Source organism: Rhizobium sp. P1_E6, assembly GCF_056405875.1.
This window is the reverse complement of sequence record NZ_JBFUBG010000093.1, coordinates 1-25,480: the sequence shown is the minus strand read 5'-3', so window position 1 is coordinate 25,480 and position 25,480 is coordinate 1. Positions and strand designations below refer to the sequence as shown.

The 25,480-nt window shown below is 58.9% G+C and carries 29 protein-coding genes, 1 tRNA gene and 4 pseudogenes; 14 read left to right on the top strand and 20 right to left on the bottom strand.

Features of this window, described 5'->3' with window-relative positions:
- Positions 1-214, bottom strand: a pseudogene (locus AC1D35_RS29250) (hypothetical protein); the annotation flags it as partial.
- 207 nt (positions 215-421) lie between these two features.
- Here AC1D35_RS29250 and AC1D35_RS29245 point away from each other — a divergent pair.
- Complete coding sequence (locus AC1D35_RS29245) at positions 422-805, top strand: hypothetical protein (RefSeq protein ID WP_477941428.1); 384 nt, start codon at positions 422-424, stop codon at positions 803-805.
- Between the two features lie 16 nt (positions 806-821).
- On the opposite strand, the gene AC1D35_RS29240 is transcribed toward AC1D35_RS29245, so the two are convergent.
- The 5 genes and pseudogenes from AC1D35_RS29240 to AC1D35_RS29220 all read right to left on the bottom strand — a co-directional run.
- Positions 822-1,349 carry a DnaT-like ssDNA-binding protein gene (locus tag AC1D35_RS29240; protein ID WP_477941427.1) on the bottom strand — a complete coding sequence of 176 codons (528 nt, stop codon included), beginning with the start codon at positions 1,347-1,349 and terminating at the stop codon, positions 822-824.
- Positions 1,340-1,747, bottom strand: coding sequence for a hypothetical protein (locus AC1D35_RS29235; protein ID WP_477941426.1), 408 nt, complete (start codon positions 1,745-1,747; stop codon positions 1,340-1,342). Before AC1D35_RS29235 ends, AC1D35_RS29240 begins: the two co-directional genes overlap by 10 nt.
- A gap of 354 nt (positions 1,748-2,101) precedes the next feature.
- Entirely contained in the window at positions 2,102-2,302 is a 201-nt protein-coding gene (locus tag AC1D35_RS29230; RefSeq protein ID WP_477941425.1) for a hypothetical protein, read from the bottom strand.
- 110 nt (positions 2,303-2,412) lie between these two features.
- The gene (locus AC1D35_RS29225) at positions 2,413-2,850 is read right to left on the bottom strand and encodes a hypothetical protein (protein ID WP_477941423.1); all 438 of its coding nucleotides are present in this window, start codon (positions 2,848-2,850) and stop codon (positions 2,413-2,415) included.
- 118 nt (positions 2,851-2,968) lie between these two features.
- Positions 2,969-3,103, bottom strand: a pseudogene (locus AC1D35_RS29220) (transposase domain-containing protein); the annotation flags it as partial.
- Between the two features lie 1,552 nt (positions 3,104-4,655).
- Here AC1D35_RS29220 and AC1D35_RS29215 point away from each other — a divergent pair.
- On the top strand, positions 4,656-4,799 hold the full coding sequence (locus AC1D35_RS29215) for a hypothetical protein (RefSeq protein ID WP_477941421.1): 144 nt from the start codon (positions 4,656-4,658) through the stop codon (positions 4,797-4,799).
- Positions 4,800-4,803: 4 nt separating this feature from the next.
- Here the strand turns inward: AC1D35_RS29215 and AC1D35_RS29210 are convergent, their stop codons facing one another.
- A complete protein-coding gene (locus tag AC1D35_RS29210; RefSeq protein ID WP_477941419.1) occupies positions 4,804-5,484 on the bottom strand; it encodes a hypothetical protein in 681 nt (226 codons plus the stop codon).
- 66 nt (positions 5,485-5,550) lie between these two features.
- On the opposite strand from AC1D35_RS29210, the gene AC1D35_RS29205 reads away from it, so the two are divergent.
- Together AC1D35_RS29205 and AC1D35_RS29200 are read left to right on the top strand one after the other, a co-directional pair.
- A complete protein-coding gene (locus AC1D35_RS29205; protein ID WP_477941417.1) occupies positions 5,551-6,132 on the top strand; it encodes a hypothetical protein in 582 nt (193 codons plus the stop codon).
- 174 nt (positions 6,133-6,306) lie between these two features.
- A pseudogene (locus tag AC1D35_RS29200) lies at positions 6,307-7,423 on the top strand (IS110 family RNA-guided transposase).
- Positions 7,424-7,715: 292 nt separating this feature from the next.
- On the opposite strand, the gene AC1D35_RS29195 reads toward AC1D35_RS29200, so the two are convergent.
- From AC1D35_RS29195 to AC1D35_RS29175, 5 genes are all read right to left on the bottom strand, one after another.
- Positions 7,716-7,919, bottom strand: a complete 204-nt coding sequence (locus tag AC1D35_RS29195) for a hypothetical protein (RefSeq protein ID WP_477941416.1) — start codon at positions 7,917-7,919, stop codon at positions 7,716-7,718.
- A gap of 573 nt (positions 7,920-8,492) precedes the next feature.
- Positions 8,493-8,735 (bottom strand): hypothetical protein, encoded by a 243-nt coding sequence (locus AC1D35_RS29190; protein ID WP_477941414.1) that lies wholly within the window; start codon positions 8,733-8,735, stop codon positions 8,493-8,495.
- Positions 8,736-8,829: 94 nt separating this feature from the next.
- Positions 8,830-9,144: a hypothetical protein gene (locus AC1D35_RS29185; RefSeq protein WP_477941412.1), complete on the bottom strand. Its 315-nt coding sequence runs from the start codon at positions 9,142-9,144 to the stop codon at positions 8,830-8,832.
- Positions 9,145-9,256: 112 nt separating this feature from the next.
- A tRNA-Met gene (locus AC1D35_RS29180) sits at positions 9,257-9,334 on the bottom strand.
- 536 nt (positions 9,335-9,870) lie between these two features.
- Entirely contained in the window at positions 9,871-10,065 is a 195-nt protein-coding gene (locus AC1D35_RS29175) for a hypothetical protein (protein ID WP_477941410.1), read from the bottom strand.
- Between AC1D35_RS29175 and AC1D35_RS29170 the strand changes: the two genes are divergently transcribed.
- Entirely contained in the window at positions 10,052-10,489 is a 438-nt protein-coding gene (locus AC1D35_RS29170) for a tyrosine-type recombinase/integrase (protein ID WP_477941408.1), read from the top strand. The two genes, AC1D35_RS29175 and AC1D35_RS29170, sit on opposite strands and share 14 nt — an antisense overlap.
- 114 nt (positions 10,490-10,603) lie before the next feature.
- Here AC1D35_RS29170 and AC1D35_RS29165 read toward each other — a convergent pair.
- Positions 10,604-10,890 (bottom strand): annotated as a pseudogene (locus tag AC1D35_RS29165) (hypothetical protein).
- A 314-nt stretch (positions 10,891-11,204) separates the two neighbouring features.
- Here AC1D35_RS29165 and AC1D35_RS29160 point away from each other — a divergent pair.
- The 5 genes from AC1D35_RS29160 to AC1D35_RS29140 are packed head-to-tail and all read left to right on the top strand — an operon-like array spanning position 11,205 to position 16,250.
- Entirely contained in the window at positions 11,205-12,038 is an 834-nt protein-coding gene (locus tag AC1D35_RS29160; protein ID WP_477941406.1) for a metallophosphoesterase family protein, read from the top strand.
- Entirely contained in the window at positions 12,038-13,201 is a 1,164-nt protein-coding gene (locus tag AC1D35_RS29155) for an ABC transporter ATP-binding protein (protein WP_477941404.1), read from the top strand. The genes AC1D35_RS29160 and AC1D35_RS29155 overlap by 1 nt, the downstream gene beginning before the upstream one ends.
- The gene (locus AC1D35_RS29150) at positions 13,194-14,123 is read left to right on the top strand and encodes a carbohydrate ABC transporter permease (protein WP_477941401.1); all 930 of its coding nucleotides are present in this window, start codon (positions 13,194-13,196) and stop codon (positions 14,121-14,123) included. Before AC1D35_RS29155 ends, AC1D35_RS29150 begins: the two co-directional genes overlap by 8 nt.
- A complete protein-coding gene (locus tag AC1D35_RS29145) occupies positions 14,120-14,959 on the top strand; it encodes a carbohydrate ABC transporter permease (protein ID WP_477941399.1) in 840 nt (279 codons plus the stop codon). Before AC1D35_RS29150 ends, AC1D35_RS29145 begins: the two co-directional genes overlap by 4 nt.
- Before the next feature lie 25 nt (positions 14,960-14,984).
- Positions 14,985-16,250 (top strand): ABC transporter substrate-binding protein, encoded by a 1,266-nt coding sequence (locus tag AC1D35_RS29140; protein ID WP_477941398.1) that lies wholly within the window; start codon positions 14,985-14,987, stop codon positions 16,248-16,250.
- A 58-nt stretch (positions 16,251-16,308) separates the two neighbouring features.
- Here AC1D35_RS29140 and AC1D35_RS29135 read toward each other — a convergent pair whose 3' ends face one another.
- Positions 16,309-17,349 carry a substrate-binding domain-containing protein gene (locus AC1D35_RS29135; protein WP_113510726.1) on the bottom strand — a complete coding sequence of 347 codons (1,041 nt, stop codon included), beginning with the start codon at positions 17,347-17,349 and terminating at the stop codon, positions 16,309-16,311.
- 88 nt (positions 17,350-17,437) lie between these two features.
- Positions 17,438-18,325, bottom strand: a complete 888-nt coding sequence (gene olsE / locus AC1D35_RS29130) for an ornithine lipid hydroxylase OlsE (protein ID WP_477941396.1) — start codon at positions 18,323-18,325, stop codon at positions 17,438-17,440.
- Here olsE and AC1D35_RS29125 point away from each other — a divergent pair.
- From AC1D35_RS29125 to AC1D35_RS29115, 3 genes are all read left to right on the top strand, one after another.
- Complete coding sequence (locus AC1D35_RS29125) at positions 18,324-18,749, top strand: hypothetical protein (RefSeq protein WP_477941394.1); 426 nt, start codon at positions 18,324-18,326, stop codon at positions 18,747-18,749. The two genes, olsE and AC1D35_RS29125, sit on opposite strands and share 2 nt — an antisense overlap.
- Entirely contained in the window at positions 18,746-19,483 is a 738-nt protein-coding gene (locus tag AC1D35_RS29120) for a dienelactone hydrolase family protein (RefSeq protein ID WP_477941392.1), read from the top strand. The genes AC1D35_RS29125 and AC1D35_RS29120 overlap by 4 nt, the downstream gene beginning before the upstream one ends.
- Before the next feature lie 275 nt (positions 19,484-19,758).
- Positions 19,759-20,115, top strand: coding sequence for a hypothetical protein (locus tag AC1D35_RS29115; protein ID WP_477834028.1), 357 nt, complete (start codon positions 19,759-19,761; stop codon positions 20,113-20,115).
- A gap of 162 nt (positions 20,116-20,277) precedes the next feature.
- On the opposite strand, the gene AC1D35_RS29110 is transcribed toward AC1D35_RS29115, so the two are convergent.
- The 3 genes from AC1D35_RS29110 to AC1D35_RS29100 all read right to left on the bottom strand — a co-directional run bounded on the left by AC1D35_RS29110 (position 20,278) and on the right by AC1D35_RS29100 (position 22,003).
- Positions 20,278-20,901 carry an RlpA-like double-psi beta-barrel domain-containing protein gene (locus AC1D35_RS29110; protein ID WP_477941390.1) on the bottom strand — a complete coding sequence of 208 codons (624 nt, stop codon included), beginning with the start codon at positions 20,899-20,901 and terminating at the stop codon, positions 20,278-20,280.
- Between the two features lie 54 nt (positions 20,902-20,955).
- On the bottom strand, positions 20,956-21,318 hold the full coding sequence (locus AC1D35_RS29105) for a hypothetical protein (protein WP_477941389.1): 363 nt from the start codon (positions 21,316-21,318) through the stop codon (positions 20,956-20,958).
- 388 nt (positions 21,319-21,706) lie between these two features.
- Entirely contained in the window at positions 21,707-22,003 is a 297-nt protein-coding gene (locus tag AC1D35_RS29100) for a hypothetical protein (RefSeq protein WP_477941387.1), read from the bottom strand.
- Positions 22,004-22,268: 265 nt separating this feature from the next.
- Between AC1D35_RS29100 and AC1D35_RS29095 the strand changes: the two genes are divergently transcribed.
- Positions 22,269-22,394 carry an SDR family oxidoreductase gene (locus tag AC1D35_RS29095; RefSeq protein ID WP_477941385.1) on the top strand — a complete coding sequence of 42 codons (126 nt, stop codon included), beginning with the start codon at positions 22,269-22,271 and terminating at the stop codon, positions 22,392-22,394.
- A 57-nt stretch (positions 22,395-22,451) separates the two neighbouring features.
- Here AC1D35_RS29095 and AC1D35_RS29090 read toward each other — a convergent pair whose 3' ends face one another.
- Positions 22,452-24,446, bottom strand: a complete 1,995-nt coding sequence (locus tag AC1D35_RS29090) for a polysaccharide biosynthesis protein (RefSeq protein ID WP_477941383.1) — start codon at positions 24,444-24,446, stop codon at positions 22,452-22,454.
- 117 nt (positions 24,447-24,563) lie between these two features.
- The gene (locus AC1D35_RS29085) at positions 24,564-25,124 is read right to left on the bottom strand and encodes a sugar transferase (protein WP_477941381.1); all 561 of its coding nucleotides are present in this window, start codon (positions 25,122-25,124) and stop codon (positions 24,564-24,566) included.
- Between the last annotated feature and the right edge of the window lie 356 nt (positions 25,125-25,480).

Sequence of the window (25,480 nt, the reverse complement as noted above, 5' to 3'; positions counted from 1 at the left end):
CCCTTCCCAGTAGAATGAAAACGAAGTTCGTCATGCCGTCATAGTTGTTCGGATCGTCGTGGATGATGTGATATTCCGTGCCGTCAACGCCGATCGCCACGTCTCCAACCCTCGGCGGGACGCCTAGCCCGATGGAGCCGATGTAAAGCTGCTTGTCCGAGGCCAGGATGTTCGTGCCATCCACGTATTTGCGGTCATAGGCGGCCGGGAACATGCGGCAGGGATAGTCCGCCGGCGCACCATCCCCACCGGTGACCGGATCGGGCGGCGCGATGCGACGGATTGTGCCAACTTGCCCATACTTAGTGATAAGGCGCTGCGCTGTGCCCTGTGGGCAATATAGAGCGGGCTGTGCATCTGCATGTTCTTGCTTCACCTCACGATGTGTGATGCGATGTATTGGGGCCGTAAGGGGGCGAAGATGGATGAGAATGGACAAGTAAAACCAAAATCAAGCAACAAGACGAATTCTGCTACTCTATGGTCTATCCTAGGGATATGGCTGCTGGTTTTGCCGTTCCTATTAATACTTCTTGCGTTCGGACGCCAGATCTCGGAGTGGTTCACAGCTCAGTCTCCGAGTGGGAACACGCTTGGATCGGTAATGACCGATAAATTCCATGTCATTTTCGGCCTTCCTGCCGCAGCACTATTCTCCCTACTCGTGGTCAGCACGTTGCGCCAAACCGTTGGACCTCTCGAGTTCAAAGCCTTCGGCATTGAGTTCAAAGGGGCTTCCGGTCAGGTAGTCCTTTGGCTGATGTGTTTTTTGGCGATCGTTCTAGCTATCAAGACTCTTTGGTAGCTACAGGGCACCTAATTCATACCCGATACGCCTCGCCCACGAGCGCGTTACCGCCGCCGGCCTTGAGGAACTGCCCAATCATGTCGCGGACCGCCATCAGGACCGGGCGCTGCGCATCGGCGGAAATCGACGCATTCGCATACTCGACTTCGAGCTGTCCGACCTTCTCCCGTTTGACCGTGGCAGACGCCGTGAAATCCGGGTCCATGCTGCCAGGCGATACCAGCTCACGAAGCGCCACCTCTGCCGTGGCGTTCTTTACCTCGATCGGGATCTGGTCGATCGGGATGCCGTAGCATTCCGCATCTTCGACCCCTGCACTAGGCCATGCGAGTGACTGCGCCCTGCCCTTTGTCCGGTTGCCGGCCCACGCATAGGAATTGCTCATGAACGCCGTCGCGCGACGAATGGCACCTTCCTTCGCTGCGATATCACCTGTCCAACCCGTTTTACCGAAAGCTGGATGATATGCATCCGCGAACTCGACAGAGATCAGCGCATCAGCGTTCGGCAGACCGGCGCCCGTTTCGACAATCAGAGCCACTTCTTGCCCTTCCCTTGGGTGGATGTGTAGGCCTCGATCAGCGCTCGCGAGATACTCTCTATCGCGCACGCCTCAGTTTCGATCCCGGGGCTGCTCTCACCAATCACTCGGCAGATGAACTGCCAGACGTGCACGGACTCGTGGACAATGGTGATGATCACTTCAAGAGGATCCCGCTCACTGCCATTCCCCACCGTGACGAGGATCACGCTTTCCTTGGTGGTGTCGTTTTCCAGAAGCTGGGTATGGCGGCCGAAATTGGCGATGGATGGATAGGCCGGGCGGGGTTTTGGCGCCCTGAGACGCTTAATTTCCCGATCCCACGCCTTCGCAGAGGGAACGAACCCGGCAGCAACAGGTTGCCACCCGCGTTCGATCCAAACGACTTCGCCCTTCATTCGATCTCGCTCTCATGCGGTTAGAGATGATGCCGACTCACCCGAGGGTTTCAGCCACATCATCGGAACTTTGCCCGCGTCTCAAAGTTGTATGCAAGGATCGCGCGGCAATGTATTTCGTACACTGCTCGCCCCGGCAGGGGCCGCGCGATCCACCCGCGTGAATCCCTGAAACCAGCCCGCCTCGGCAGGCATCTTTTTGGCGAGAGCCACGCGTTTCGAGGATATTCTTCTGATTGGCGCACGCTGTCTCTAATCTCGCACCAAGCGTGAGCAGGTACCAAGGCGTAGCGTTGGCGACCTGCATGGAAACAGATCGTACTGCCGCTTACGCATAGAGCGGAAGCATGCAAATCAGTTCTTCATCTGAGATCTGCGCAGTACATTTTCCGCGGCGGCCTTAAGCAAATCAATGATGCTCGGCGGTGCCTGATTAACCAGTGCATTCTCCAGAATATCGGCAATCTTGCTCGCTCCGGAGGCGTCTTCAAAATCCGGATAAACCCGCCGAGGATCACGAAGTTTTTCTAGGAGCTCTTGCAGGGCTGCGGTCATGCACATGAACGTTAGCGCTGTTTGCCTCGCACCTTGACCATGCGGGTATTGCCGTTTCGAGTAATACCGCTGTGATGGAGATGGCAACAATGCGCCAACTCCGTTGATCTCTAAATCCTACGATAGCTGTCGGCTAGAAGCCTGAATATGGCGATGAACATTGGTGAAACGGAAGCCAGCGCAGGTGGCACAAAGAACGTTATCGCTCTCGCTGTCGCAGGATTTATCTCTGGAGATACCGTGGCAACAATCGCTCCACTGATAAAAAGCACCAAGACAAAGATCCCTCCCGCAGCCAACTTGAAGTAGCGCACGAATTCGTCTTCAGAACTGGCCTTGGCTCGCTGGATCTGAAACGCTAGGTCTAAATCTGGACGAAAATTGTAAATGAACGACGCGATTGCCAGTGCAATCCCGACCATCAGGCAATGTGAAGGCGATACCTGCAGACCAAAAACGAATTCTGCAAAGCGAAGCAGAAGGAACGCACCAATGATCATTAAGAGCGTTCGATTAATTCGCCTATTGTAGGATTTTCTGTCGATCATGCTCGCTACTCGGTCTGGACTTCTGCTTGTAACCTAAGCGCGATAATGAACACCAAACACAACCGGTAGAGTTTTATCAGATCTCACCGTGATGGCCGCTTCGGGCCGACAGCGGACTTCAGCCGTGTGTTCGCTTCGGGTACTTCCACGGCATTAGCTCGTCGATCCGGCTCTGCTTATGGCCATTGACGAGGCGGGTGAGCGTGGCGGACAGGTACGCGAACGGATCGACGGCATTGAGCTTGCAGGTTTTCGAGGCGAACTCATCAACGCCGCCATCTCGAGTTTTCGTCACCGCGGCGATTTGGTTGTTATCGCAAACGAAAAGACCAACCTCTGCGCCATCAACATACCATTGACCGGGAAGGTCAGGTGAAAGCACTCTCACCTTCCAACCCCGCTCGCTTGAGATGCGCCTTGCCTCATCTAGCGAACTACCTAGTTTAAAAACGCTGGGGCTATCAGCTGTGTCAGCGTTGGCGAGCTCGGCATCGAATCCTAAGGCTGACATTAAACAACAGGCAAAAAGCGAGCGCGCGAGAGCGCCAGTCAACTTTCACGTCCTCCAAATATTCAATCGTAAGCTGTCACGATTGCATCAATGCCGGCATGCCACAAGTCTCCAGAGATGATGGGGCGGTGGAGATTTTCCCCATTATTGCAAATGACTTTAGGCGTAGGATGTTTAATGGTGACGCAGCGGTCGCGTTATTCGCCATACATAGACGGCGGCCGGGTCAGGATTGGTGATGTGTGTATGTTCTCTAGATGTATCGTCTTTGCCATCTTCATTCTCGTATCTCATTCATATGCTGTTGCGGCGGTGCAAGAAGTTGCACCAATCGAATCCCCTCGTAACTCGAACGCTCCTTGGGCGATCGAATGGAATATGCCTGACCAGAAAGATGAGAATACGCCGGAGACCCTAATAGTTTGTTCGGAGCATTCCGATGAAGAGGTTAGGCAGTACAGGTCGCTGATCGAGAAAGCTAAGGTGCTACAAGACTATACGGTCCTAGACGGGGCTAAGCCGTACGACCCCGTATTGGTTACATTGTCTTTATCGACAATCATACCGGCGACGGGTGGCTCGGCGATTGCATAGAAAAGTATCCCGACCTCAAACCAATCGTTACCGATTTCATGCAGACGAGCATGGTCAATGCACAAAAGGACGTGCAGATATTGAGTCAAGCAGGAATTCTACCGGCAGGAACGTCTCCATCGCCATGTATGACGAGATTTTACTACCCAACGAAAGATTATTATCCAACGCGAGAATATCATCAACAGTGGGTTGCTCATGTCGGCATGGTCTATTCCTCCGACTTGAGCTGTCATAAATTATTTCAGCTGGGCACCTTCGGAATAGATCCACGTTCCTGCCAGTCAGCAGGGATCTGCCACTGATGAACGCCCCCGCCACCTGATGTTGGGGCGGCGGGGTCTGTTCCCGCTTCGAACGGAGCTATTAGCAAACCCAAAATTGTAATTGCTGGTTGGTTCATCAACCGTCATGAGCCTTTTGGGTGATGATTATTCGGGAAATCTCCCTTTTTAAGCTGGCGGGATTACGCCGTTTTGCCACGTTGCATATTCTTGTATCTCCGCATCTCTTAGCTGTGCCGACCCCGCAAGTTACGACTCCTAGCAGACGGCTTCCAAACTCTCGCTAGCCCGAAAGGGGCGGGGCCGGCACCCGAGGATGGGGTGGTAGTGACGAGCCACAGATCTCCCCCTCACATTCAAGGGTTAGACCTCTTGCCCACGTCGTGTTGTTCTCCTGACAAACAGGAGGCAAAGCGATGAACTGGATTCATTTCGTTGTGCAGCTCGATCGCCGGCATTGGCTGGTAATCTTCATCCATCCGAACGGCTTCGTTCGCACCGTGAAGGATAGCAACGACTTCGTGGATTTTATCGCCAACGAGGCGAATACGGATGACTGACAGCCTAGAGGCGAGGTCCGTTCACGTCGGCTAGGCGCACCTCACGCGCGTACACCCCGAGACGCGTTCCCCAGCCGCGTACCACGATGTGGCTGCCCGGTGACAGGCTTGATCTAACGCTCTCTGGCACACGGCATACTTGGTCCGATACAAAAGGCATCTGTTCCAACACCACTGCACTGGGGCATCGCCTTCCACCGAAATCGGTTGCTCGCAGGACCGTATACGGGAGTTCAACTTCATGGCCCGCGATCAGCGTGAGCAGTAACGGCCAAATGAAGGCGATATTCCCTCCCAGAAAATAACCAAAAAACAGACTGAATAGGACAACAAAAAGCCGATACGCTTCGCTCGCTTTAGCTTTTTTGCCACCTACCCAAACGGCCCAGACCAAAAGTACAGCGAAAAGGAGGCCGAAGATCATGCGCAGATGATGTGTCGCCTCCGTCCATTCGGTAGATGGTAGGAAATTTAAGCCGAACAACACCAAGACCGCCGTCGAACCAGCCCCGAGCAAAAACCAGGCAGCCGCCACAATTCTGAAGAGCTTTTCGAGCAGCGATTTTGCTCGCACCGTTGAACCGTCCATAAATGCCCCGCAGAATCGACCGTGCGATTGTTTCGAGAATTCGTAGCCTGTCGCCGCTTCATCAAGCAATTGATAGGGGTTGTGGTGACCGATCAAGCGTCTTCATTGTTCTGCAATTCCCGCAATGTTATTCACTCTGTCGAGCTTATTGGAAGTTATGAGATGAACGACGAGACCAGGGAAGAAGTATTTGCTCGCGTAGCCAAAGAGATCGAAGCGGACCAAACAATTGTACAACGACACGCTATGATCGTTCTTGTGACCTTGGCGGCGTGTGCCGTTCTGGTCTTCGTCGTATTTCAGTTTCTCAAGCACCGTCCTGAGTTGAGCTGCATGTTCATCAACAACGAGACGCTTCTACGGTTCTGGCCTCCGAATACAGCAATCATGGGTGCTCTGGAAAAGAGCCAGTATTCGCAGTCGGATCAATGCTTGTTCATCGCAACGCGATCAGCTGCTAGCATGATCATGCTACCCTTGGTGATAGCCATTTTCGTGCGCCAATTGTTCTCGTCCGACCGGTTCCACGTCAAAGGGAGTTTGACGGTTTTCGTCGTCCTGTTGCTTGCAGGCTTCCTAACCGCCTATATCGGTCCTAGCAACGATCACATCCGCGGTTTGAACTTCATGTCCTCGATAGGTGTGAACGTCGGGAAAAGTATGTACCACATCTTCGGCTTTTACTTCTGCGCACTTATTCTAGCCTTCAGGGTTCCAGCCTATCTCAGGTCAATCCGCCGATAGGCAGCAGTCAAGTGCCCCCTCCTGAGATGATGGGGTGGCGTGGGTACGCTTCTCATCATAGAACCACCGTAAGACCGTATGTCCGTCTTCGTGGCTGAGGTGGCTCGCCCTACACAGGTCTTCCGAGGGTTGCTCGGATAGGCCGAGCCGATCCTCATCACAGGAGGACGAGCCGTGGCAGATTACAGAGAAGTGTTCGTTGGAATCGATGTTGCCAAACTGAAGAATGCGATTGCTGTCGCCGAATCCGGCCTGGAGGGAGAGATCCGCTTTTGGGGTGAAGTTGATGCATCGGATGCAAGCATGCGCCGCGTCATTCAGCGGATAGCTGCAAAGTTTGACCGCGTGCATTTCTGGCTACGAGGCCGGGCCAACCGGATACGGGCTGCACCGGCTGATCCGATCGCTTGGCTATGAATGTGTGGTCGTAGCTCCATCATTGATCCCCAGGAAGCCGGGCGACAGAGTGAAGACGAACCGTCGAGATGCACTCGCGCTCGCCCGGCTATTGAGGGCCCGCGAGCTCACCGCGGTGTGGGTTCCCGACGAGGGCCATGAGGCCATGCGCAACCTCGTTCGCGCTCGAGCTGCGGCTGTCGCGACGTTGCGAGTTCACCGGCAACAGATAGGTGCCTTCATGCTTAAACACGGTCGTATCTATCCACGCAAGAAGGGCTGGACGATGCGATATCTTTGCTGGCTCCAAGAGCAACGGTTCGACCATCCGGCACATCAGATCGCCCTGCAGGAAATGGTTGAGGCGGTCCGCATCTCGAAAGAGCGCGTTGGACGTCTGGAGAGAGTAATTGAGGAATTCGTTCCGAATTGGTCGCTGGCTCCAGTCATCCGAGCGCTGCAGACGCTGCGAGGGGTTGATCTGATCGTTGCCGTTACATTCGCCACGGAAGTCGGTGATGTCACTCGTTTCGAGAGCCCGCGCCAATTGATGGGCTATCTCGGCTTGGTCCCTGGTGAGCGATCAACGGGTGAGACGGTCAGACGAGGTTCGATCACGAAGGCAGGCAACGGCCGGGTTCGGCACATGCTGGTCGAGAGCGCGTGGACTTATCGATACCCGCCAAAAGTCGGCGCGAGAAAGCTATACCGGCTGGAAGAGGCGCCGCCGGCAGTCAGAGAGATCGCTTGGAAGGCTCAGAGCCAGTTGACGGCTCGATATCGCCTGTTGGAGGCGCGGGGAAAACGGACGACGGTGGTTTGCACCGCAATTGCCCGAGAATTGGCCGGCTTCATGTGGGCCGTTGCAAGGGAGGCGCAGGCGATCAGGACATAGTCACTGCATCAAACTTGCACCTCGCGCATGGGCGGAGGCGGGACAACGGCAGGGAATACCCGTCATCCGCTTTGTGGCCGGCTTCGGACCGACGCCCGCAGTAAGATAGGAACAGCCCCGGACGCACAATCGGGAATGCGGTAGCCAACCCGCGCATCAGAGCTTGATCACCGACGTCCTTGAGTCCCGTCTCCACCCATACGCGATCATCATCATGAATAGTCGTTCGTCGGAACGAGCGGTTGCACACGCCCAGCGCATTGACAACGGACATCAGAGCGGTGTTCCCAGGTCACGGTTTGACGCTGGCCTGGGTCCGATCGATAGCAGACGATTCATCGGCCCGTAACGCATTCTTGATCTCGACAGCGGCGTCAACGAAACTGTCAAACTCTTCTGCATCGAAAGGGTAGTATTGATAGTTGCCTGATGCTTTAGAGGCCAACACAACATAGAGGCCGCCACTTCCGCTATCGCGTTTAATACGCAAGGACATAACGCAACTACCGTTCATAATCTGAACGTCTGATTGTCGGGTTATTTTGCCAGTCAGTACTCTCTTCAACGATTTAAACAGACCCGCCATCTAACGCTTAGAACTCCAACAGCAACATAATCAGACCTAGCTCGTTTCTCATTGGTATCATCAGTTACGACTCCTAGCAGACGGCATGGGGACGATCCAGTTTACGAGAACCCACAGAGGCAAGAGCTATGATTGTACCCGATCCGTGGATCTTGGTGTGCCTAGCGACAACTATAGGGTCGGCGACAAGCTGGACGTGGTTCCAGCTACGGGTACGTGTCAACGGGTAGATGTCGTTGAAAGAATTACTACAGCGCACGCCAAATCCCCTCGCCTGGCGGCTGATAGGACTGGCATGCCGTGAGGAAAGCGGCAGCCATGCAGGCGATGGCGATGCTGAATAGGACAGCGATAACGGCGCGCTTCATGCTGGCTCTCCGATGATTGCACGCCGGCGTCACGCGCACCGAAGTCTGCCCGCTTTGGCCATTACGCCAGTCCCGGAACCTCGATGCCGTCAAATCGCTCGGCTTAGCTGTGAAATTACTTCTCAACCTTCGTGAAGGTGAGTGTGTATTCGGCGCCTGGCTCGAAGTATGCGATTGCGTCAGGGACGGTCACATACATGCTGAGGTTTGCGCTCGAGGTTGCCTTCGACCACGCTTTGTTGGTCGGATCCTTGTCGTCGGAGACGGCCATCATGAGGATGTCCGCGAGACTGGTGTCCGGCTGGCCATCCTTGAGATGCTGGACGGTAAAACATTTCATCTTCGCTTGTACGCTCATGGCGTCTTCTCCTTGTTGGTCCGGATACCGCCGGACACGGGAACGAAAAAACCCCGCCATTTCTGACGGGGTTGTCGAAGGAAGCTGAAACCACTTAGCGGATGTAGAGCTGGAACACAGACCGCGGGTAGTAGTAGCCGTCGCTGTGGCGACGATAACCCTTGCGGTAGTCCCTGTAACCACGGTGACCATTCCAGTAGCCGCGACGGTCGCGCCCTTGTTCATAACGGTCCCGGCGGTCGTGACGATATTCGCGGCGGCGGTCGTCGCGGTGGTACTGCGCAAGTTCGACGCTCGAAGCGACCTGCAGATGCTGAGCCGCCATGGGGGCGGCTGAGGCCATGCCAAAGCTCGATGCTGCGATGACAGCAGCAACTATAGCAGTACCGATGCGAGAAAAACTATTCATGGTTACGCCTTTCCATTTCTAATGTGGGCGACCATGGTCTTACGGGGATGAACGTTATGTGAACTTGCCGTTCATGTTTACACCCGCCTCGGCGAACCGGGCGGGCTGGATTTGGTTGCGGAGGCAGGATTTGAACCGGCGGCCTTCAGGTTATGAGCCTGACGAGCTACCGGGCTGATCTACTCCGACATGAAATGGCGCCCTATTGCCGACTCAGGCGTTTACAAGGACCGATTTCGGGCTAGCTACACCCGCGAAGCGTAGCAATTGGTGAGCCGCAGAGTTCCCGCTGGTCTCGGCATCCTTTGGGCCACCAGACTAAGCTAGTCCGACCGGGTTGTTTCATCGGGATGAGGTCTCAGGAGCCGGTTTGGGCTTCTTTTCCGCCCCGACTGAACTACTTGAAACTGATGACCAGTAAAATCCGCGAAAACAAAGCCGAGACCACCCACCGGGAATCTCAAGCTCTTACCTCCGCCCAAGACGTTGCCCGCGACGCGAAGACTGCTCGCCTTCGCGAGTTGCGTCTCTCAAGGGACGCCGAAATGGCGGCCAGCAAGAATGGTCCCAAGCCAATCGCACCGCGCAACCGAAAGAAGCCCGTCGCGAAGATACCGTGATCCACGCCTAGAACGGAAAAGCCGCCCGGAGGCGGCTATGGCGACAGCTAGATCGCCGAATTGAACAGCCCCGAGTGACATCGCCCAATCGATGCCGCTGCTGGGGTTACGCGGCCTGACGCTTCTTGGCCTCTTCCTCGCGGCGTTTGGCCTCGCGCGCCCTGCGCTTCTCATTCTGCTTGATGGGCCAGTCGAAGTCGGTCAACTCGCTATCGAAGTAGCAGGCCATCGGCTTCGCATCCGGATCCCTGTAGGCGGTGCGCTCGTCAATCGGCGCGTCGGCTGCGATGCGCCTCTTCAAAAACAGAAACAAGACGCCCTACGATATCGAGATCGCCATTCATCCGATCCTCGAATCAGTTCTGGCTTTGCACAAGACCAACGCGCTCACCTACGTGCTCACTGAATTCGCCAGACCATTCTCAATCAAGGGCCTCGGCAACAGGATCTCGGACTGGTTTCGACAGGCCGGCCTCGGCCACCTCACCGCGCATTCCGTCCGAAAGGGCCTTGCGACCGATGTCGCCCACAACGAAGCGACCGACAGCATGCTCGAGGCGATGTTTGGATGGCGCGATGCAAAAACCTTAAAAGTTTATACGAGGAATGCCGACCGAGCCCGCCTGGCGCGTCAGACGGTCGCACGAATCAACTGGGACGGCGTCGGAACGAAGCTGCTGGCGATCGCCGAACAGCCCGATGAAACGGAAGCGGCGAGCGGCTAAACCGGGAACAGACTGCCACACCTGCCTTTAGGTGTGGCGGAACGGTTCAAGTCCAAACTGCCACACCTCGAAAAACATCTCGGCTTTGCAATCGCTTATCAATGGGGTGAAAAGTTATTGGAGGCCTCGCCCGGAATTGCGGGTGTAGTAGGTGTAGGCACATTCCGTCCGCTCGACATAACCATGCCTCTCCGTCACCTCATAGCGCTCACCACGGCGCGTCTGGCGTAGCTCGCCGCTCGAGCCGCCGGAGACCACGTCTTGTCCTCGCGCCATTGATAGGCCCGCTAACCAGGGCGCATCTCATAGACATTGTCGGGCGGGGCCTAATCCAGCATGACACTGCTGATCGGCACGCCGACATAGCTCTTCGTGATCTGCGAGGCACAGGTCGCGAGCATGGCTGCGGTCGCAAGTACGGCGAAGCCGAGAAGAATTGGCCGCGGCCAACTCCGTTTCCTTTTCTCCATCAATGCGTTCATCAATCGGTACTGTGCGCCCAGATTTATCCCTACCCAGGCGACAGCGCCAATCGATTGCCGATACATTGCGGATTTGGCTTTGGGTGCGATCGGCTCCATGACAATTACACGACACAATTGGAACAAGGGTGGAAACGCTTGTAACTCGCCTGACATTGGGGCGCTCTAAAGAGGCGGCATCAGCATTGCCTGCCGCCGGAAACCTGCCGTGGGCCTTAGTGGAGAGCCCCGGCATGAAAATCGTCCAGATCACCGATACGCATTTCAGCCCGTCGATACCGCATTTCAACGGCAACTGGCAGCCGCTTGCGGACTGGATCAATGGCAGCGGTGCCGATCTCGTCGTCCATACCGGCGATCTCGCGGTCGATGGCGCCGACAAGGACGAAGATCTCACCTTCTGCATGGAGCTGATGCGGCAAGTGAAGATCCCGATGCTGATCGTTCCCGGCAATCACGATGTCGGCCATCTGCCAGGCTCGCTCCAACCGGTCGATGCGACAAGGCTCAACCGCTGGCGCAGCCTCGTTGGCCCCGATTATTGGCTCGAGGATGCCGGCAGCTGGCGGCTGATCGGCCTCGACAGTCTGCTGATGGGCATGGAGGATGACGAGCAGGAAGCGCAGTTTGCATGGCTGGAAAAGGCGCTTGCCGAGCGCGCCGGCCGGCGGATCGCGATGTTTGCCCATAAGCCGCTTTTCGTCGATGCGCCAGATGAAGGCGACACCGGCTATTGGAGCATCCGCCCGGCCCAGCGCCGGAGACTTTACGACCTGATGTCGGCCCATGATGTCGCGCTTTATGCCAGCGGCCATCTGCACTGGGCCTGGAAGGGCGCCCTCAACCATACCTCGCTCGTCTGGGGACCGTCCGCCGCCTTCATCATCGGCACGATGGAGCGAGAGATGCCAGGCGAGAAGCTTGTTGGAGCCGTGCTTCACGATCTCGGTGATGACATCTCGAGCGAGATCGTCGCCATACCGGGCATGGTGGCGCATGTGCTCGACGATGTGGTCGCCGAAGTCTATCCGCACGAGGCCCACAAAGTGCAGAAGGAACCGGCGTAATGAGCGCGCTGACGCTTTCGGCCATTTCAAAATCCTATGGCGACAGCGCCATCCTCAAGAATATCAGCCTCGAGGTCCAGCCGGGCGAGTTCATCGCGCTCGTCGGCCCTTCGGGCTGCGGCAAGAGTACGCTCCTGCGTATTCTTGCTGGCCTCGATCATGCCGATAGTGGCGAGATCGTCATCGGCGGGCGGGAAATGTCCGATGTGGCGCCAGCCGACCGTAATATCGCGATGGTCTTCCAGTCCTACGCGCTCTATCCGCATCTGTCGGCCGGCCAGAATATTGCCGTGCCGTTGGCCATGCGCCGGCTGAGCCGTGTTCAGCGCCTTCCCTTCCTCGGCCCGGTCATGCCCGGCTACCGCGCTATTCGCATGAGTATTTCTCGCGACGTGCAAGAGACGGCCAAAGCTTTGAAGATCGACCACCTCCTGGAACGCAAGCCCGGCCAGATGTCGGGCGGCCAGCGGCAGCGCGTGGCGCTTGCCCGCGCCATGGTGCGCCATCCGAGCGTCTTTCTGATGGACGAACCGCTGTCGAACCTCGACGCCAACCTGCGTGTTCATGCCCGCGGCGAAATCGTCGAATTGCATCGGCGCGCCGGTGTTCCGACCGTCTATGTCACCCACGACCAGGCCGAGGCGCTCTCCATGGCAGACCGCGTTGCCGTGATGATCGGCGGCCAGCTGCTGCAGCTGGCAGCACCCCAGGTCATCTATGACGACCCCGCCCATATCGAGGTTGCCCGCTTCGTCGGCCAGCCGCGCATCAATCTCTTAACCGCGCGCGCCGATGGCGGAACGATCGCCTTCGGCGATATCAGGCTGGCGCTGGAAGAATCTGATCTTACCGGCGCAGACGTGACGATCGGCATCCGCCCGGAATTCGTGCGGCTTGCCGTGGACGGCCAGACGGCCCTTCCCGCCCGTATCGAACGCATGGAATTCCTTGGCTCCGAGGTGATCTTGTTCTGCCGGCTGAATGCAATTGGCGAGACCGTGCTTGCCAAACTTACGCCGGCCGAAGCTGCGGGACTTGCCGCCGGCATGGCCGTCGCGCTGTCCTTTCAGCCCGACAAGGCCATGGTCTTTGCCCCCGGCGGCCGCCGGCTGCGAGCGGCAGCGCTTCCGGCCGACGCTGCACGGGAGAAGGCGCATGGTTAGCATTGCCACAGGCGAGGTTGGCCGGCCGGCCGCATCGGCTATCCGGCACGAGCGCCGCGAGGCGCAGACCGCCTGGCTGCTGGCGCTGCCGGCGATCATCCTCATTGTCCTCTTCGTGCTGCTGCCGATCGTCGCTGTCGTCGTTCTCGGCTTTACCGATTTCGAGCTCGGCGTCGGCAAGATCCGTTTTGTCGGCTTGGAGAATTACGCCGCGCTTTTCACCGACCGCACCTTCCGCAAGTCGCTGTGGAACACCACGGTCTATACGGCAATCGTCGCGCCCGTCTCAATCCTGCTCGGCCTTGGTGTGGCGATGCTGATCGAAAGCGAGGGCTGGGGGAAGAGCGTCTTTCGCACCGCCTATTTCCTGCCGGTGGTTTCGCTGATCGTCGCCATGGCGACCGTCTGGCAATATCTCTTCCATCCGACCATCGGTCCGCTCAATGCGCTGCTCGGTGCCGCCGGCCTGCCGAAGCCGAACTGGCTCGGGGCCTCATCGACCGCCCTCTACAGCCTCTCCATCATCGGTGTGTGGCAGACGGTCGGCTTCAACATGGTGCTGTTCCTTGCCGGGCTGACGGCGATCCCGCGCGAGCTTTATGCCGCAGCCGAGATCGACGGCGCCAAATCCTCGCTCGACCGCTTCTTCCTCGTCACCTGGCCGATGCTCGGGCCGACGGCGCTTTTCGTCACCACGATCAGCGTCATCAACGCCGTGAAGACCTTCGAGACGGTAAAGACGCTGACCGATGGCGGACCCAATCATGCTTCCGAAGTCCTGCTCTTCACCATTTACCAGGAGGGCTTCGTCTACATGAAGGTCGGCTATGCCTCGGCCATGACCGTGGTCTTCCTCGCCATCCTCGTCGTCATGATGTTCCTGCAGTACCGCTTCCTCGACCGGCGGGTGCACTATTCATGAAGACGCGCCCCCGTTTCACCCCCGGCCGGCTGATCCGCCTGGCGCTGCTTGTTCTCGGCGCGGTCATTTTCCTCGCGCCCTACATCTTCATGATATCGGCGGCCGGCAAGTCGCAGGACGATATCTTCACGGCAGCGCTTTCGCTGATCCCGACGCATTTCTTTTACCTGCAGAATTTTACCAAGGCGCTCGACAAGGTGGCGATGGGCACGCTCCTGTGGAACGGCGTGGTGGTCTGCGCGCTGATCTTTTTCTTCCAGGTGCTGGTCGCCATCCCCTGCGCCTATGCGATGGCGAAGCTGAAGTTCCGCGCGGCCCGCCTGATGATGGTGCTCGTGCTGCTCGGACTGCTGGTGCCGATCCATGCCACCGCCCTGCCGCTCTATGTCGCCTTCGACCGACTGTCGCTGCTCAGCAGCTACACGGCGCTGGTCGCCCCCTTCACCATCTCGGTCTTTGCGATCTTCCTGTTCCTGCAGTTCTTCCGCGCCATGCCTGACGACCTGATCCATGCCGCCCGTCTCGACGGCATGTCCGAACTCGGCATCGTCTCGCGCGTCGTCGTGCCGAATGCCTGGCCGGCCGTCACGGCCTTCGCGATATTCTCGGTCGTCGCCCATTGGAACGACCTCTACTGGCCGCTGATCGTCATCTCGAAGCCGGGCTACGCCACTCCGCCGCTCGGCCTGATGAATTTCCGCGCCGCGGAAGCCGGCGACGACTACGGCGCGCTGATGGCGGCGACCATCATCATCACCATTCCCCTCGTTGCTGCTTTTCTGCTGGCGCAGAAACGCTTCGTCGAGGGCATCACCATGACCGGTCTCAAAGGCTGACCGGTTAAACCCAGGAGAACGAGCGATGAAGCATTTCACCCAGTTCCTCGCAGCAGCGGCTCTGTCCGTGGCGGCGGCACTGCCGGCCCACGCCGAAACGACGCTGACGATCCACTACCCGATGCCGGGTTTCTTCAAGGACGTGATGGACACGATCTCGAAGAAGTTCATGGAAGAAAACCCCGACATCAAGATCCAGTTCGCCGCCCCTTCGGCGACCTATGAAGACGGTATCCAGCTGATCCTACGCCAGGCCGGCACATCTGAAATGCCCGACATCACCTTCATCGGCCTGAACCGCCTGCGCATGCTGAACGAGCGCAATGTCGCTGTCGACATGACGCCGCTCGTCCAGAAGGAAGGCAACATGGCCGAGAAGGGCTTCTCGGACACGATCCTGAAGCTCGCCCAGGTCAACGGCAAGCAGGTGGGCCTTGCCTTCGCCACCTCCAACCCGATCATGTATTACAATGCCGATCTCGTGAAAGCAGCCGGCGGCAATCCGGACACCCCGCCGAAGACCTGGGACGAGGTCATCGCACTTGCCAGCAAGATCAAGGCGCTCGGCAACGGCGTCGACGGCATGGATTTCCGCTGGCAGGGCGACGACTGGATGTTCTCCGCCCTGCTCTTCGGTGCCGGCGGCAAGATGCTGAGCGACGACGAGCAGAAGGTCGCCTTCAACGGTCCCGAGGGACAGAAGGCCGTCGAACTCATCAGCCGCTTCGTCAAGGAAGGCGGCATGCCTGTTTTCACCAAGGCAGCAGGCGAACAGGCCTTCGCCGCCRGCAAGGTCGGTTTCGAATTCCAGACGACGGGCGCGCTCGTCAACACGATCAAGAACGTTGGCGCCAAGTTCGATCTGCGCACCGCCCAGATCCCGCTTCTCGACCCGGAAAAGGGCCATCTGCCGACCGGTGGCAACGCCGTCGTCATCCTCGCCAAGGATGCCGCCAAGCAGGACGCTGCCTGGAAGTTCGCCAAGTTCGCGGCCGGCCCCTACGGCGCCTCGGTCGTCGTGCCCGGCACGGGCTATGTGCCGAACAACGAGCTTGCCGCCAAGTCCGCCGAATATCTCGGTGATTTCTACAAGAAGAACCCGCTCTTCCAGGCTGGCCTCAGCCAGATGCCGCGCATGATCCCGTGGTATGCTTTCCCGGGCACCAATGGCGTCAAGGTTACCCAGACGATCGTCGACAATCTGTCGCGCATCGTCGACGGCTCGGCCGAGCCGAAGGAAGCGCTCGACGACGCAGCCTCCGACGTCGAAGGCATGCTGCCGCGCAGCTAAGCTTCTTGTTATCACGCAGTTCCGGACGCAAGATCCGCTTCACACTTGCCGGAATTGATTAAGCCGCTCTTGGCTTCGATCCCGAACCGCCGCATCCCATCGGTGCGGCGGTTTCGTCTTTCTGGAGGTTTCGGACAGTGCCGCCGGCACGCAAGGCATGCGATAGTTCCAGATGCCGCAGCGGCGCGTCGTTTTCGACGATATCGAGCAGCAGCGATGCCGCCGTCGCCCCCATGCTGAGATCGGGCATTTCGATCGAGGTCAGCGTCGGATTTATGAGCTTGCCGATGGCGATGCCGTCGAAGCCGGCAACGGAGACATCGTCGGGAACACGCAGGCCCTCTCGATGGATGGCGCCGACGACGCCGAGCGCGATGAGATCGTTCGAGCCGATGATGGCTGTCGGTGCAAATGTCCGCAACGCCTGGCCGAGATCCATCTGGTCGTAACCGCTGACGAAGGACACCTCTACGGCGTCGAGTGGCGCGACGCCCGCCGCCGCCATGGTCCGCAGATAGCCCTGATAACGCAACAGCGCGCGGTCCGAAGCCTTGAAGCTGCCGGAGACGTAGAGAATGCGACGATGTCCCATGGAGAGCAGGTGTTCGGTCAGCCTGCAGCCTGCCGCATAATTGTTGACGGTGACGGCGGCAGGATATCGGGGGGTCGGCGGATTGCCGAGCAGCACGGTCGGCGGCAGGTCCTGGGCGAGCGCCGGGCTGGTGCCGGCATCGCAGACGGTGAGGATGAGCCCGGTCGGCCGCTCGCCGAGAAGCCCGGCGACGGCATCGGCCTCCTGATCGGGATCGTAATTCGACTGGGCAATGAGAACGCTGTGGCCGGCGACCAGCATGCGGTTCTGGATGCCGGACAGCGACGAGGCGAAAACCGGATTGGTGACGCTCGGCACCAGCACGCCGATAACAGGCCGGCGGCCGCTGCGGGCCGACGGTGCGGCCGCACGATAGCCGACTTCGGCCGCAGCGCGGCGCACGCGAAGTGCTGCCGCCCGGCTGACCGGGCCACTGAGGTTCAGCACCCGGCTTGCCGTCGCCATGGAACACCCGGCCCTCAGCGCAACCTGTTTCAACGTCGTCATCGGCGTCCCCGTGCGTTTCCGTCGAAGTTCGCCGGCTATTACAGGCAGCATGTCATAAAAAGATGACGGTCCGGGACGGGCCCTAGCTTCAGCCGCGCTTGGGATGGCGGCCGAGAATCTGGCGCACGCCGTCCTTGGTGAAAGGCTGCGCCAATTGCCTGACGAAGCCGGGAGCGATCTGACCCTTGATGCCGATATCCGTCGAGGACGGCCGGTCTGGATTGAAATAGGTTCCGAACAGCTGGTCGAACAGCACGACATTCTCGCCGTAATTCGTATTGCCCTCGCGAATATCCTTCGAATGGTGCCAGCGGTGAAGTCTGGGCGTCGAGAAGACGAGGTCGAAAAGGCCTGTTCGCATATCGACGTTGCAATGGGTCAGGATGCCGATGAAGGCGGTGACGGCGCCGAGCCACCAGAAGACCTGCAGCGGTGCGCCGAGAAGGTAGAGCGGGATCTGGCTCAGCGCGATCTTGAACAGCGAATCGACGACGTGGAAGCGCCCGGTATTGACGACCCAGAGACGGGTGACGCTGTGGTGCAGGGCGTGGAAGCGCCAGAAAAACAGCCGCTCATGGGCGATGCGATGAGCCCAGTAGAGGCCGAACTCGGCGATGACGACGGCGAGGCCCGCCTGGAAGAGCATCGGCCAGGATGACGGCCAGAGACTGAACTGCATGGCGGCAAGCGGTTGCAGCAGGGCCGCGGCAAGCATCGGAAAGATGACCCCGGCCAGCGCCGCCAGTTCGACGAGCCCCTTGGTCAACACCGTGTGGGCAATATCGTTGGCCGTTTCACCATCAGACTGTAGCCAGCCTTCTTCATAGGGAATGATACGTTCGAGCAGGAAGAGGAGCAGGACGGCACCTGCGTAAGTGGCTGCAAATGCGACCATCGGATGCCCACTCGCAAAGCCAAAATAGGCGCCCGTCAGGCCGGAGAAAAACACCAGTGGCCAGGACAGGTAGGCAAGCATGTATCTTGCGGCTGCGGCTGCTTTCGGCATCAATGTCATGTCCCTCAAGAGCTCGCCGCCCAATCTTGCCCGGATCGCCCTCGGCCCGGTGTTCCCGCCAGTCATGCCATCGATCACGACGATCGGCAATCGCTTGCGCCCATCACCTGGTGGAACGATGGGGCCAACTTGTGGACGGAGGATTGCAAGGGCATTGCGGGGGCCGGTGATTTTGACGAGTGGTGCGACAGTCCCCGTGACCGGCTGGGTGCCGGGCGCTGTGAAATTCAACACGGCGCTGCTTTTGTCGCGCGGCGACCTGCTGGTCGTCCTTGAACGGCACCCCTCCCCAGATATTCGTGTCTTGAGACTGTTGCTGTTCTTTGTCAGATTGCTGCAGTGGCTTTGGGGCTGCTTCAATAAAATCAAAGGGATTGGCGCATGAAACGCGATATTGAAATCACGACGGCCGACGGCGTTGCCAAGGCGTCACTTTTCCGCCCCGAAGGCAGTGAGGGCAAGGTCCTGCCCGGTATTCTCTACTATATGGATGCGCTCGGGCCGCGCGAGGCAACCGATATCATGGGCGAGCGTCTCGCCAATGCCGGTTACGTCGTGCTGATACCCGATCTCTTCTACCGTTTCGGCTCGTACGGCCTCTTCGACGGCTCCTCCTTCGGCAACGAGACCTCGCGTGCCGAGATCATGAAGATGATCCGCGAGACGACGCAGGAGATGACGAAGCGCGACAGCGCAGCCTTCCTCGACGCGCTCGAAGCCGAGGGCGTTTCCGGTCCGGTCGGCGCCGTCGGTTATTGCATGGGCGGCGGTCGCGCCCTGACGGCAGCGGCCGTTTATGCCGACAGGATCGCGGCGGCCGCAAGCTTCCATGGCGGCAATCTGGCGAGCGAGGCGCCCGACAGTCCGCATCGCCTTGCCGGCGACATCAAGGCGCGCATCTATGTCGGGGTCGCTGGCGTCGATGGCAGTTTCCCGCCGGAGCAGTCCGCTCGCCTTGCCGAGGCGCTCCGCACCGGTGGCGTCGACCACATCATCGAGAATTATATCGGCATGTCGCATGGCTGGACGGTTCCCGACCGCGGCGAGATCTACAGCGAAAAGGGTTCTGAGCGGCACTGGAAGCGCCTGCTCGAACTTTTTGCAGAAACGCTTGGCTGAGATCAGGAAATGCGATCCCGTCCGGCCTCGGGCGGGGTCTGCGACCACTGCGACCTGCTCTAGGCTATCCGGACGGCGCTGACGCAATGGCGCGATCATGCCGGCCATTTGCGGGTGGCCGCAGCAGTGCGCGCCGATGTGCTGAAGCTGGCTGCGACATTAACCCATTGGGCTTGATAGCGAATTGTCTCGCCGGACGGCGACAATACACTTGGCCATCAGTTTGCCACGATGTGCCCTACCCTCGCAGGCGTATGCCCCCAACGAGAATTGGATTGATGATCAACTTCACGAAATCTGCCATCGGCATTCTGCTTGCCCTTGGCACTGTAGTCTCCACGTCGAGCATCGCGTCTGCGCAATATTACGAAGGTTACGACAGGGGACCGCCGCCCCGTTTTGAACCTGACAGGGATTGGGGCCGGCCTCCGCCGCCGCCGCCTGGCTGGGGTCGTCCGCAGCGCGGTGGCTGCGATCCCCGATGGGCAGCGGACAAGGCGCGCGATTTTGGCTTCCGTCGCGCTCGCGTCGTGGACGTCACGCCGCGGCGTGTGATCGTTCAGGGCTGGACGCGGCGAGGTCCCGACGAGATCAGCTTTGCCAACGTCCGCGGCTGCCCGGCGCTCCGATAACGGCTGCCCGCCGACATGAAACGCCCTCGGTCGGGAAACCGAACCGAGGGCTTACGGACGAATTGATGTGCAAGCATTTCCATCTCTTTTCGCTCACCCGCGAAAGGACAGGCCTCCCCACGGCGATGGCCGCGGGTCATGCCCGCGAGAGATGGGACCGCTTCAGGCGGGCTGCAGTTCGTAACCGTTCATTGCCACCCCCGGCCACAGCTCGTAGAAAACTTCCTTGTGGTTGACCCCGCCGTGGCGGGGGCTCGAAGGCATGCCGAGCGCATCGGCGGCTGCGATGCTGAGCTCGCCGATCTTGTTGCCGGGTCCGAGATCCGCCACGACGCATTCGACCGACCTGTCGCGCCATGTCACCCTCGCCCTCGAGCCCCGGACGACAGGCGTGACGCGTTGGACGATGAGCGGTGGTACGACGATATAGGGCACCGTCTGCGCATCGACGTAAGCGGCGGGATCACCGGCAGGCCGATTGCGGTGGCGATACCAGGTCCGGGATGCGATGATGCCACCCGGAAAGATCTTCGGCTCGTTATCGGTATTCAGAATAACGACACTGCGCGCCCAGTCGTAAGCGCAGATGACTTTTTCGTGGGCGTTGATCCTCATGCCGCCATTGGCCAACGCTTCGCTCCCGCTGTCGTCTTCCTTGTAGGCTGGCGCTGCGCCATGCTGGCCATTGGCGCCATCGGCATCGATGGCGGCATCGGCGGTAAAATGGACGCGGCCGTCGGCATCTTGATAGATTTCGCAGCCTTCGATAATTCCTATTATTGGCATGATCCTCCTCCTATTTGCCGGTCATCGGCCCTGCGACGATGTGGACTGCGCTGATCAGCCTTCGTGTACCAGGATGCACCAGCCGATCACGCTATTCCTGTTGTTGGCAAAGATCCGCGCATCGGTCTCCTGTATCGCGTCTCCGGAATTGTCGTTGCTCACCGAGCAATGGACGACCTTGTCGATACCCGCGATGCCGCTGCGGTTGTTCACCTCGGTAACGACAGCCATATGGCCTTCATGATGGCGGCCGTTGCTGTCCTTGTAATCGCCGTAGACGACGACGCAGCCCGGCAAGGGTTTATCCAGCGGCGCGAAGATCCCTGTCGAGGAAAGGACGTCTTTCGAAACCGCTGTCGTCTCGATCCATCCGCCGTTCTCCTCGACATAGAAGGCCTCTCGCGTCTTTCGCGACATCCCGAGACACCAGGCCACGAACCCGGAACAGTCACATTTCCCGTTCGCTGCCGGTGACGGCTTGCCGGGGTTCATTCCCCCGGCACCCAGCCCGTAGCGCGTTCCTTTGTTGGTTGCGACCAATGCCCTGTTTACAACTGCGCTGGCTCTCATCATGTCCTCCTGAAGTTTTCGGCGATCCATGAAATGAAATCCGTCATCGCAGGCTCCTCGAAGTCATGACTCTGACCGGGAGCAAGCATAGCGAGGCGCGAAAACGGGATGCCCTGATATGAGCTTAAACCATCCTAGTTGCAATCAGCAGTTATAGGTAATCCTGGGAGACTAGTGTTCATTCAAAGGTTGAATCTGCAGAACATAGGGATGCCTTGTATTGCTGAGTGCCGGTTCATCCGCGGCGATGGCCGCGGGTCATGCCTTCAAACGGGCCGCCGCCGCTCCAGGCAACCGCCATCGGCACGTTGTCTCCGCCGCCGTCACGGGCAAGCAGCGACATGCCGTTCTGCAGCGTGGCAAAGAAGACCGCAGCAGCCTTGCAGCCGAAAGTGCCGGCAAGTTCGCCTTCGCTGACGGCCCCTTCGAACTTTTTCATGAGCTGGCTAATATTCTCGGTACGGCGCGGCCTGATATCGTCGCCGACTGCTTCGACTTCGCTGGCAGCCGGGTTTGCGCCGGGCACAATCATGCAGCCGGCAGGCACATCCGGGCGACTATAGGCGCGGGCGGTATTGACGAGGGAACCTTCGATCGCCGAGGCAATCGTTTTCCCCTCGTCGAGCGCATTCCAGACCTCGGTGTTGACCGTCGCTTGGTAGAGATCAAGCTCTCGATAAAGAGCGTCTCCTTGAAGCCGAAGGCGGCATAGAGGCTCTCCGAGGCGCAGTGCCCATCGTCCGGGTCAGGCATGAACCCGGCAGACGGGCCGCATTCCGAGGAGCAGAAAGGGGCTGATGTCCAATCCGGCAGGCTTTGCCGATCCCGTCGAGATTGCCGACATCGTCGCCTATCTCGCCTCGCCGACTGCCCGCTCGGTCACCGGTGCGACCTTGACGGTCGACAAAGGGGCAAATGCCTGAAGAGACATACTTCTGCAGAGGAAGAAGAAAGAAGCCCGGTGCAATACCGGACTTTAATCATGCGGCCGTATTGGCCTCGGCTGCGCTCAGGGCGAGATCGGTTACCTCGCCGGTCGAGGCATAGCCGGAGACGAGTTCGGCAAGCATCAGGCGAGCAGCCGGTATGTCGTTGCGGTCGAGCGCGGCATCGAGAACCTTCAGGCGCTTGGAAAGCTCCGGCCAGAAAAGGAAATCCTCGCGCGCTTTCATGATGCGCGGATGCTGTGTCGTCTCGGGATTGTCGCCGATCAGCAGTTCCTCGTAGAGTTTTTCACCAGGCCTGAGACCCGTGACCGAGAGCTCGATATCGCCTTCCGGATTGTCTTCACTGAGCACCGTCAGGCCCGAGAGATCGATCATCCGGCGGGCGAGATCGGCAATCCGCACCGGTTCGCCCATGTCGAGCAGGAAGACATCGCCGCCATCGGCCATGGCGCCCGCCTGGATGACGAGCTGAGAGGCCTCCGAGATCGTCATGAAGTAGCGGGTGATGTCCGGATGCGTCAGCGTCACCGGGCCGCCATCCCTGATCTGCTGGCGAAACAGCGGCACGACCGAACCGGAGGATCCGAGCACGTTGCCGAAGCGGACCATGGAGAAATTGGTGCGCGCGCGGCCGGTCGGCTGCTCGGCTGACAATGCCTGCAGCAGCATTTCGGCAAGCCGCTTGCTGGCACCCATCACATTGGTCGGGCGGACCGCCTTGTCGGTGCTGATCAACACGAAGTTCGACACGCCGTATTTTTCGGCCGCCTGGGCGGTAATCAGCGTGCCCATGACATTGTTCTTGATGCCTTCGACCGCATTCTGCTCGACGAGCGGCACATGCTTGTATGCGGCGGCGTGATAGAGCGCCTGCGGCCGCCAGCTCATGATGATATGTTCCATGCGGTCACGGTCGCGCACCGAACAGAGGATCGGTACGATCTGCACCTTCTGCTGTTCGTAAAGTTCTGAAAGCTTCTGCAGCTCGCCGTGGATCGCATAAAGGGCGTACTCGTTCTGCTCGACGAGGATGAGATGCGTCGGCCCGCTACGCAGGATCTGGCGGCAAAGCTCGCTGCCGATCGAGCCGCCGGCGCCCGTCACCATCACCACCTTGCCGAGGGAGGCCTTATCGAGAAGCTCCTGGCGCGGCGTCACGGCCTCGCGGCCGAGCAGGTCTTCGATTTCAAGTTCGCGGATATCGGAAACGGCGATGCGGCCCTGAGCGAGTGCCGTCATATCCGGCAGCGTGCGCACATTTACCCGCGCCTTGCGGATCTGCTCGAGGATCTCGTTGCGGCGCTGCCGCGATGCCGAGGGAAGGGCCAGAAGTACGTTGTGGACATTGAGCGTCTGGACGAGCTCAGGCAGGTCGGCGGCATCATAGATCGGCAGGCCACCCATGATGCCGCCCTTGAGCTTTGGATCGTCATCGAGGTAACCAACGACATTGAGTTCGGCACTGTTGGTCAGCGCGGCGGCAAGCTGCCTGCCAGAACTGCCTGCGCCATAGATCAGCACTTTTGCCATCGCGCCCTTGTGCATGATGCGCTGATAAGTATCGCCCAGCCAGTAGCGGATGCCTAGCCGGGAAAGGCCGATCGCGATCAACAGCAGGAAGGGCTGCAGAATGCCGACGGTACGTGGGATGCCGGGAACGCTGAGCGCGGTAAAGATCGTCGCGAAGGCAACGCCATAGATCGCAATCGCCTTCAGCACTGCCAGGAAAGCGGCAATGCCCGCGTAACGAAAGATCGCCCGGTACATGCCCATGACGATGAAGATCGGCAGCGCCAGACACAGCGACACCAGAACGGCGAGCCATTGCGCGCCCGTCAGGATCGTCCATTCATTGAGACGGAAACAATAGGCAAGCCAGATGGTGAAAACACAGAGGCTGGAATCGACGATCAGCGCAAGAATGCGCTTGGCCGGACGCGGCATTGCCAAGAGCGGTCCGATCAGTGCCTGCATCGACGTCCAGGACCGGCTGGTCTTTGATCCGTCATTTGAAGGATCATTATGCATACTTATACTGCCCACCCATCATTCCAGTCTGATTTCTTCTTGTCCTTTTCGATCTCAAGTGCAACCGAATAATCTGTAGTCGCGTGAGCAACCTGTTCATAACCTTAGGTCGTAACCTCAATGGGTTATGCCTTTGCTGCCCAATACCTTGCCAACAGTCATGGCCAGTATGCGCATATCCATGAAGAAGGAGCGGCGGTTCAGATAATCAACGTCGAACTTTACCTTTTCGGGAATCGGCAGCTCGTCACGGCCATTGACCTGCGCCCAGCCCGTCAGCCCCGGCAGCAGCGCATCGACACCTTCGGCCGTGCGCAGCGCGATCAGGTCGTCCTGGTTATAGAGCGCTGGGCGCGGGCCGACGAAACTCATCTCGCCCTTCAGGATACACCAGAGCTGCGGCAGTTCATCGAGGCTCGACTTGCGCAGGAAGCCGCCGACCGGCGTCAGGTAGCGGGAGGGATCATCCAGCAGATGCGTGGCGACCGTCGGCGTGTCAATTCGCATGCTGCGGAATTTCGGCATTCGGAAGGTTTTGTTGCGGCGGCCCACACGGTTCGACCAGTAAAGCGCCGGTCCCGGCGAGGTCAGGCGCACGCACAGTGCCACGACGCCGATCGGAATGATCAGGATCACGGCTGCCACCAGAGCAAGAAATAGATCCACTGCTCGCTTCACGTTCGTCCTCGCTTTTTGCACATTCTTCCCGCCTCCCACGACCCGCCTGCCCTATCCTCTCCACCCAATTCCCGTCAACGATCCTTTCCGGCTTCCGGGCGCCTTATGCGTTGTTTCTCAGGCATTTGCGGCAATTCAGCCACCACCGATCAACACGATGTTTTATCCAACCCATTGATAAAAGCGGGTTCTCTCTCAGTTGCGGAAGTTAATCCAACCTTTGTTTCCGACACCCGTGCCTCACAAAAAGAAGGATATGCCTCTGCAAACGTCCTTATGACACCGCCCAAATAGTCCCGACGGTCATTCGGTACCTAACTCCGTCGAATGAACGGTCACGGCAAGCGGTTATCGAC

Bases quoted from the DNA above. Each gene is read 5' to 3' on its own strand.
- AC1D35_RS29245 (WP_477941428.1), top strand. From the start codon at position 422: ATGGATGAGAATGGACAAGTAAAACCAAAATCAAGCAACAAGACGAAT.
- AC1D35_RS29235 (WP_477941426.1), bottom strand. From the start codon at position 1,747: ATGAAGGGCGAAGTCGTTTGGATCGAACGCGGGTGGCAACCTGTTGCT.
- AC1D35_RS29230 (WP_477941425.1), bottom strand. From the start codon at position 2,302: ATGACCGCAGCCCTGCAAGAGCTCCTAGAAAAACTTCGTGATCCTCGG.
- AC1D35_RS29225 (WP_477941423.1), bottom strand. From the start codon at position 2,850: ATGATCGACAGAAAATCCTACAATAGGCGAATTAATCGAACGCTCTTA.
- AC1D35_RS29215 (WP_477941421.1), top strand. From the start codon at position 4,656: ATGAACTGGATTCATTTCGTTGTGCAGCTCGATCGCCGGCATTGGCTG.
- AC1D35_RS29205 (WP_477941417.1), top strand. From the start codon at position 5,551: ATGAACGACGAGACCAGGGAAGAAGTATTTGCTCGCGTAGCCAAAGAG.
- AC1D35_RS29195 (WP_477941416.1), bottom strand. From the start codon at position 7,919: ATGTCCTTGCGTATTAAACGCGATAGCGGAAGTGGCGGCCTCTATGTT.
- AC1D35_RS29190 (WP_477941414.1), bottom strand. From the start codon at position 8,735: ATGAGCGTACAAGCGAAGATGAAATGTTTTACCGTCCAGCATCTCAAG.
- AC1D35_RS29185 (WP_477941412.1), bottom strand. From the start codon at position 9,144: ATGAATAGTTTTTCTCGCATCGGTACTGCTATAGTTGCTGCTGTCATC.
- AC1D35_RS29170 (WP_477941408.1), top strand. From the start codon at position 10,052: ATGCGCCTCTTCAAAAACAGAAACAAGACGCCCTACGATATCGAGATC.
- AC1D35_RS29160 (WP_477941406.1), top strand. From the start codon at position 11,205: ATGAAAATCGTCCAGATCACCGATACGCATTTCAGCCCGTCGATACCG.
- AC1D35_RS29155 (WP_477941404.1), top strand. From the start codon at position 12,038: ATGAGCGCGCTGACGCTTTCGGCCATTTCAAAATCCTATGGCGACAGC.
- AC1D35_RS29150 (WP_477941401.1), top strand. From the start codon at position 13,194: ATGGTTAGCATTGCCACAGGCGAGGTTGGCCGGCCGGCCGCATCGGCT.
- AC1D35_RS29145 (WP_477941399.1), top strand. From the start codon at position 14,120: ATGAAGACGCGCCCCCGTTTCACCCCCGGCCGGCTGATCCGCCTGGCG.
- AC1D35_RS29135 (WP_113510726.1), bottom strand. From the start codon at position 17,349: ATGACGACGTTGAAACAGGTTGCGCTGAGGGCCGGGTGTTCCATGGCG.
- AC1D35_RS29125 (WP_477941394.1), top strand. From the start codon at position 18,324: ATGTATCTTGCGGCTGCGGCTGCTTTCGGCATCAATGTCATGTCCCTC.
- olsE (WP_477941396.1), bottom strand. From the start codon at position 18,325: ATGCTTGCCTACCTGTCCTGGCCACTGGTGTTTTTCTCCGGCCTGACG.
- AC1D35_RS29120 (WP_477941392.1), top strand. From the start codon at position 18,746: ATGAAACGCGATATTGAAATCACGACGGCCGACGGCGTTGCCAAGGCG.
- AC1D35_RS29110 (WP_477941390.1), bottom strand. From the start codon at position 20,901: ATGCCAATAATAGGAATTATCGAAGGCTGCGAAATCTATCAAGATGCC.
- AC1D35_RS29105 (WP_477941389.1), bottom strand. From the start codon at position 21,318: ATGTCGCGAAAGACGCGAGAGGCCTTCTATGTCGAGGAGAACGGCGGA.
- AC1D35_RS29100 (WP_477941387.1), bottom strand. From the start codon at position 22,003: ATGATTGTGCCCGGCGCAAACCCGGCTGCCAGCGAAGTCGAAGCAGTC.
- AC1D35_RS29095 (WP_477941385.1), top strand. From the start codon at position 22,269: ATGTCCAATCCGGCAGGCTTTGCCGATCCCGTCGAGATTGCCGACATC.
- AC1D35_RS29090 (WP_477941383.1), bottom strand. From the start codon at position 24,446: ATGCATAATGATCCTTCAAATGACGGATCAAAGACCAGCCGGTCCTGG.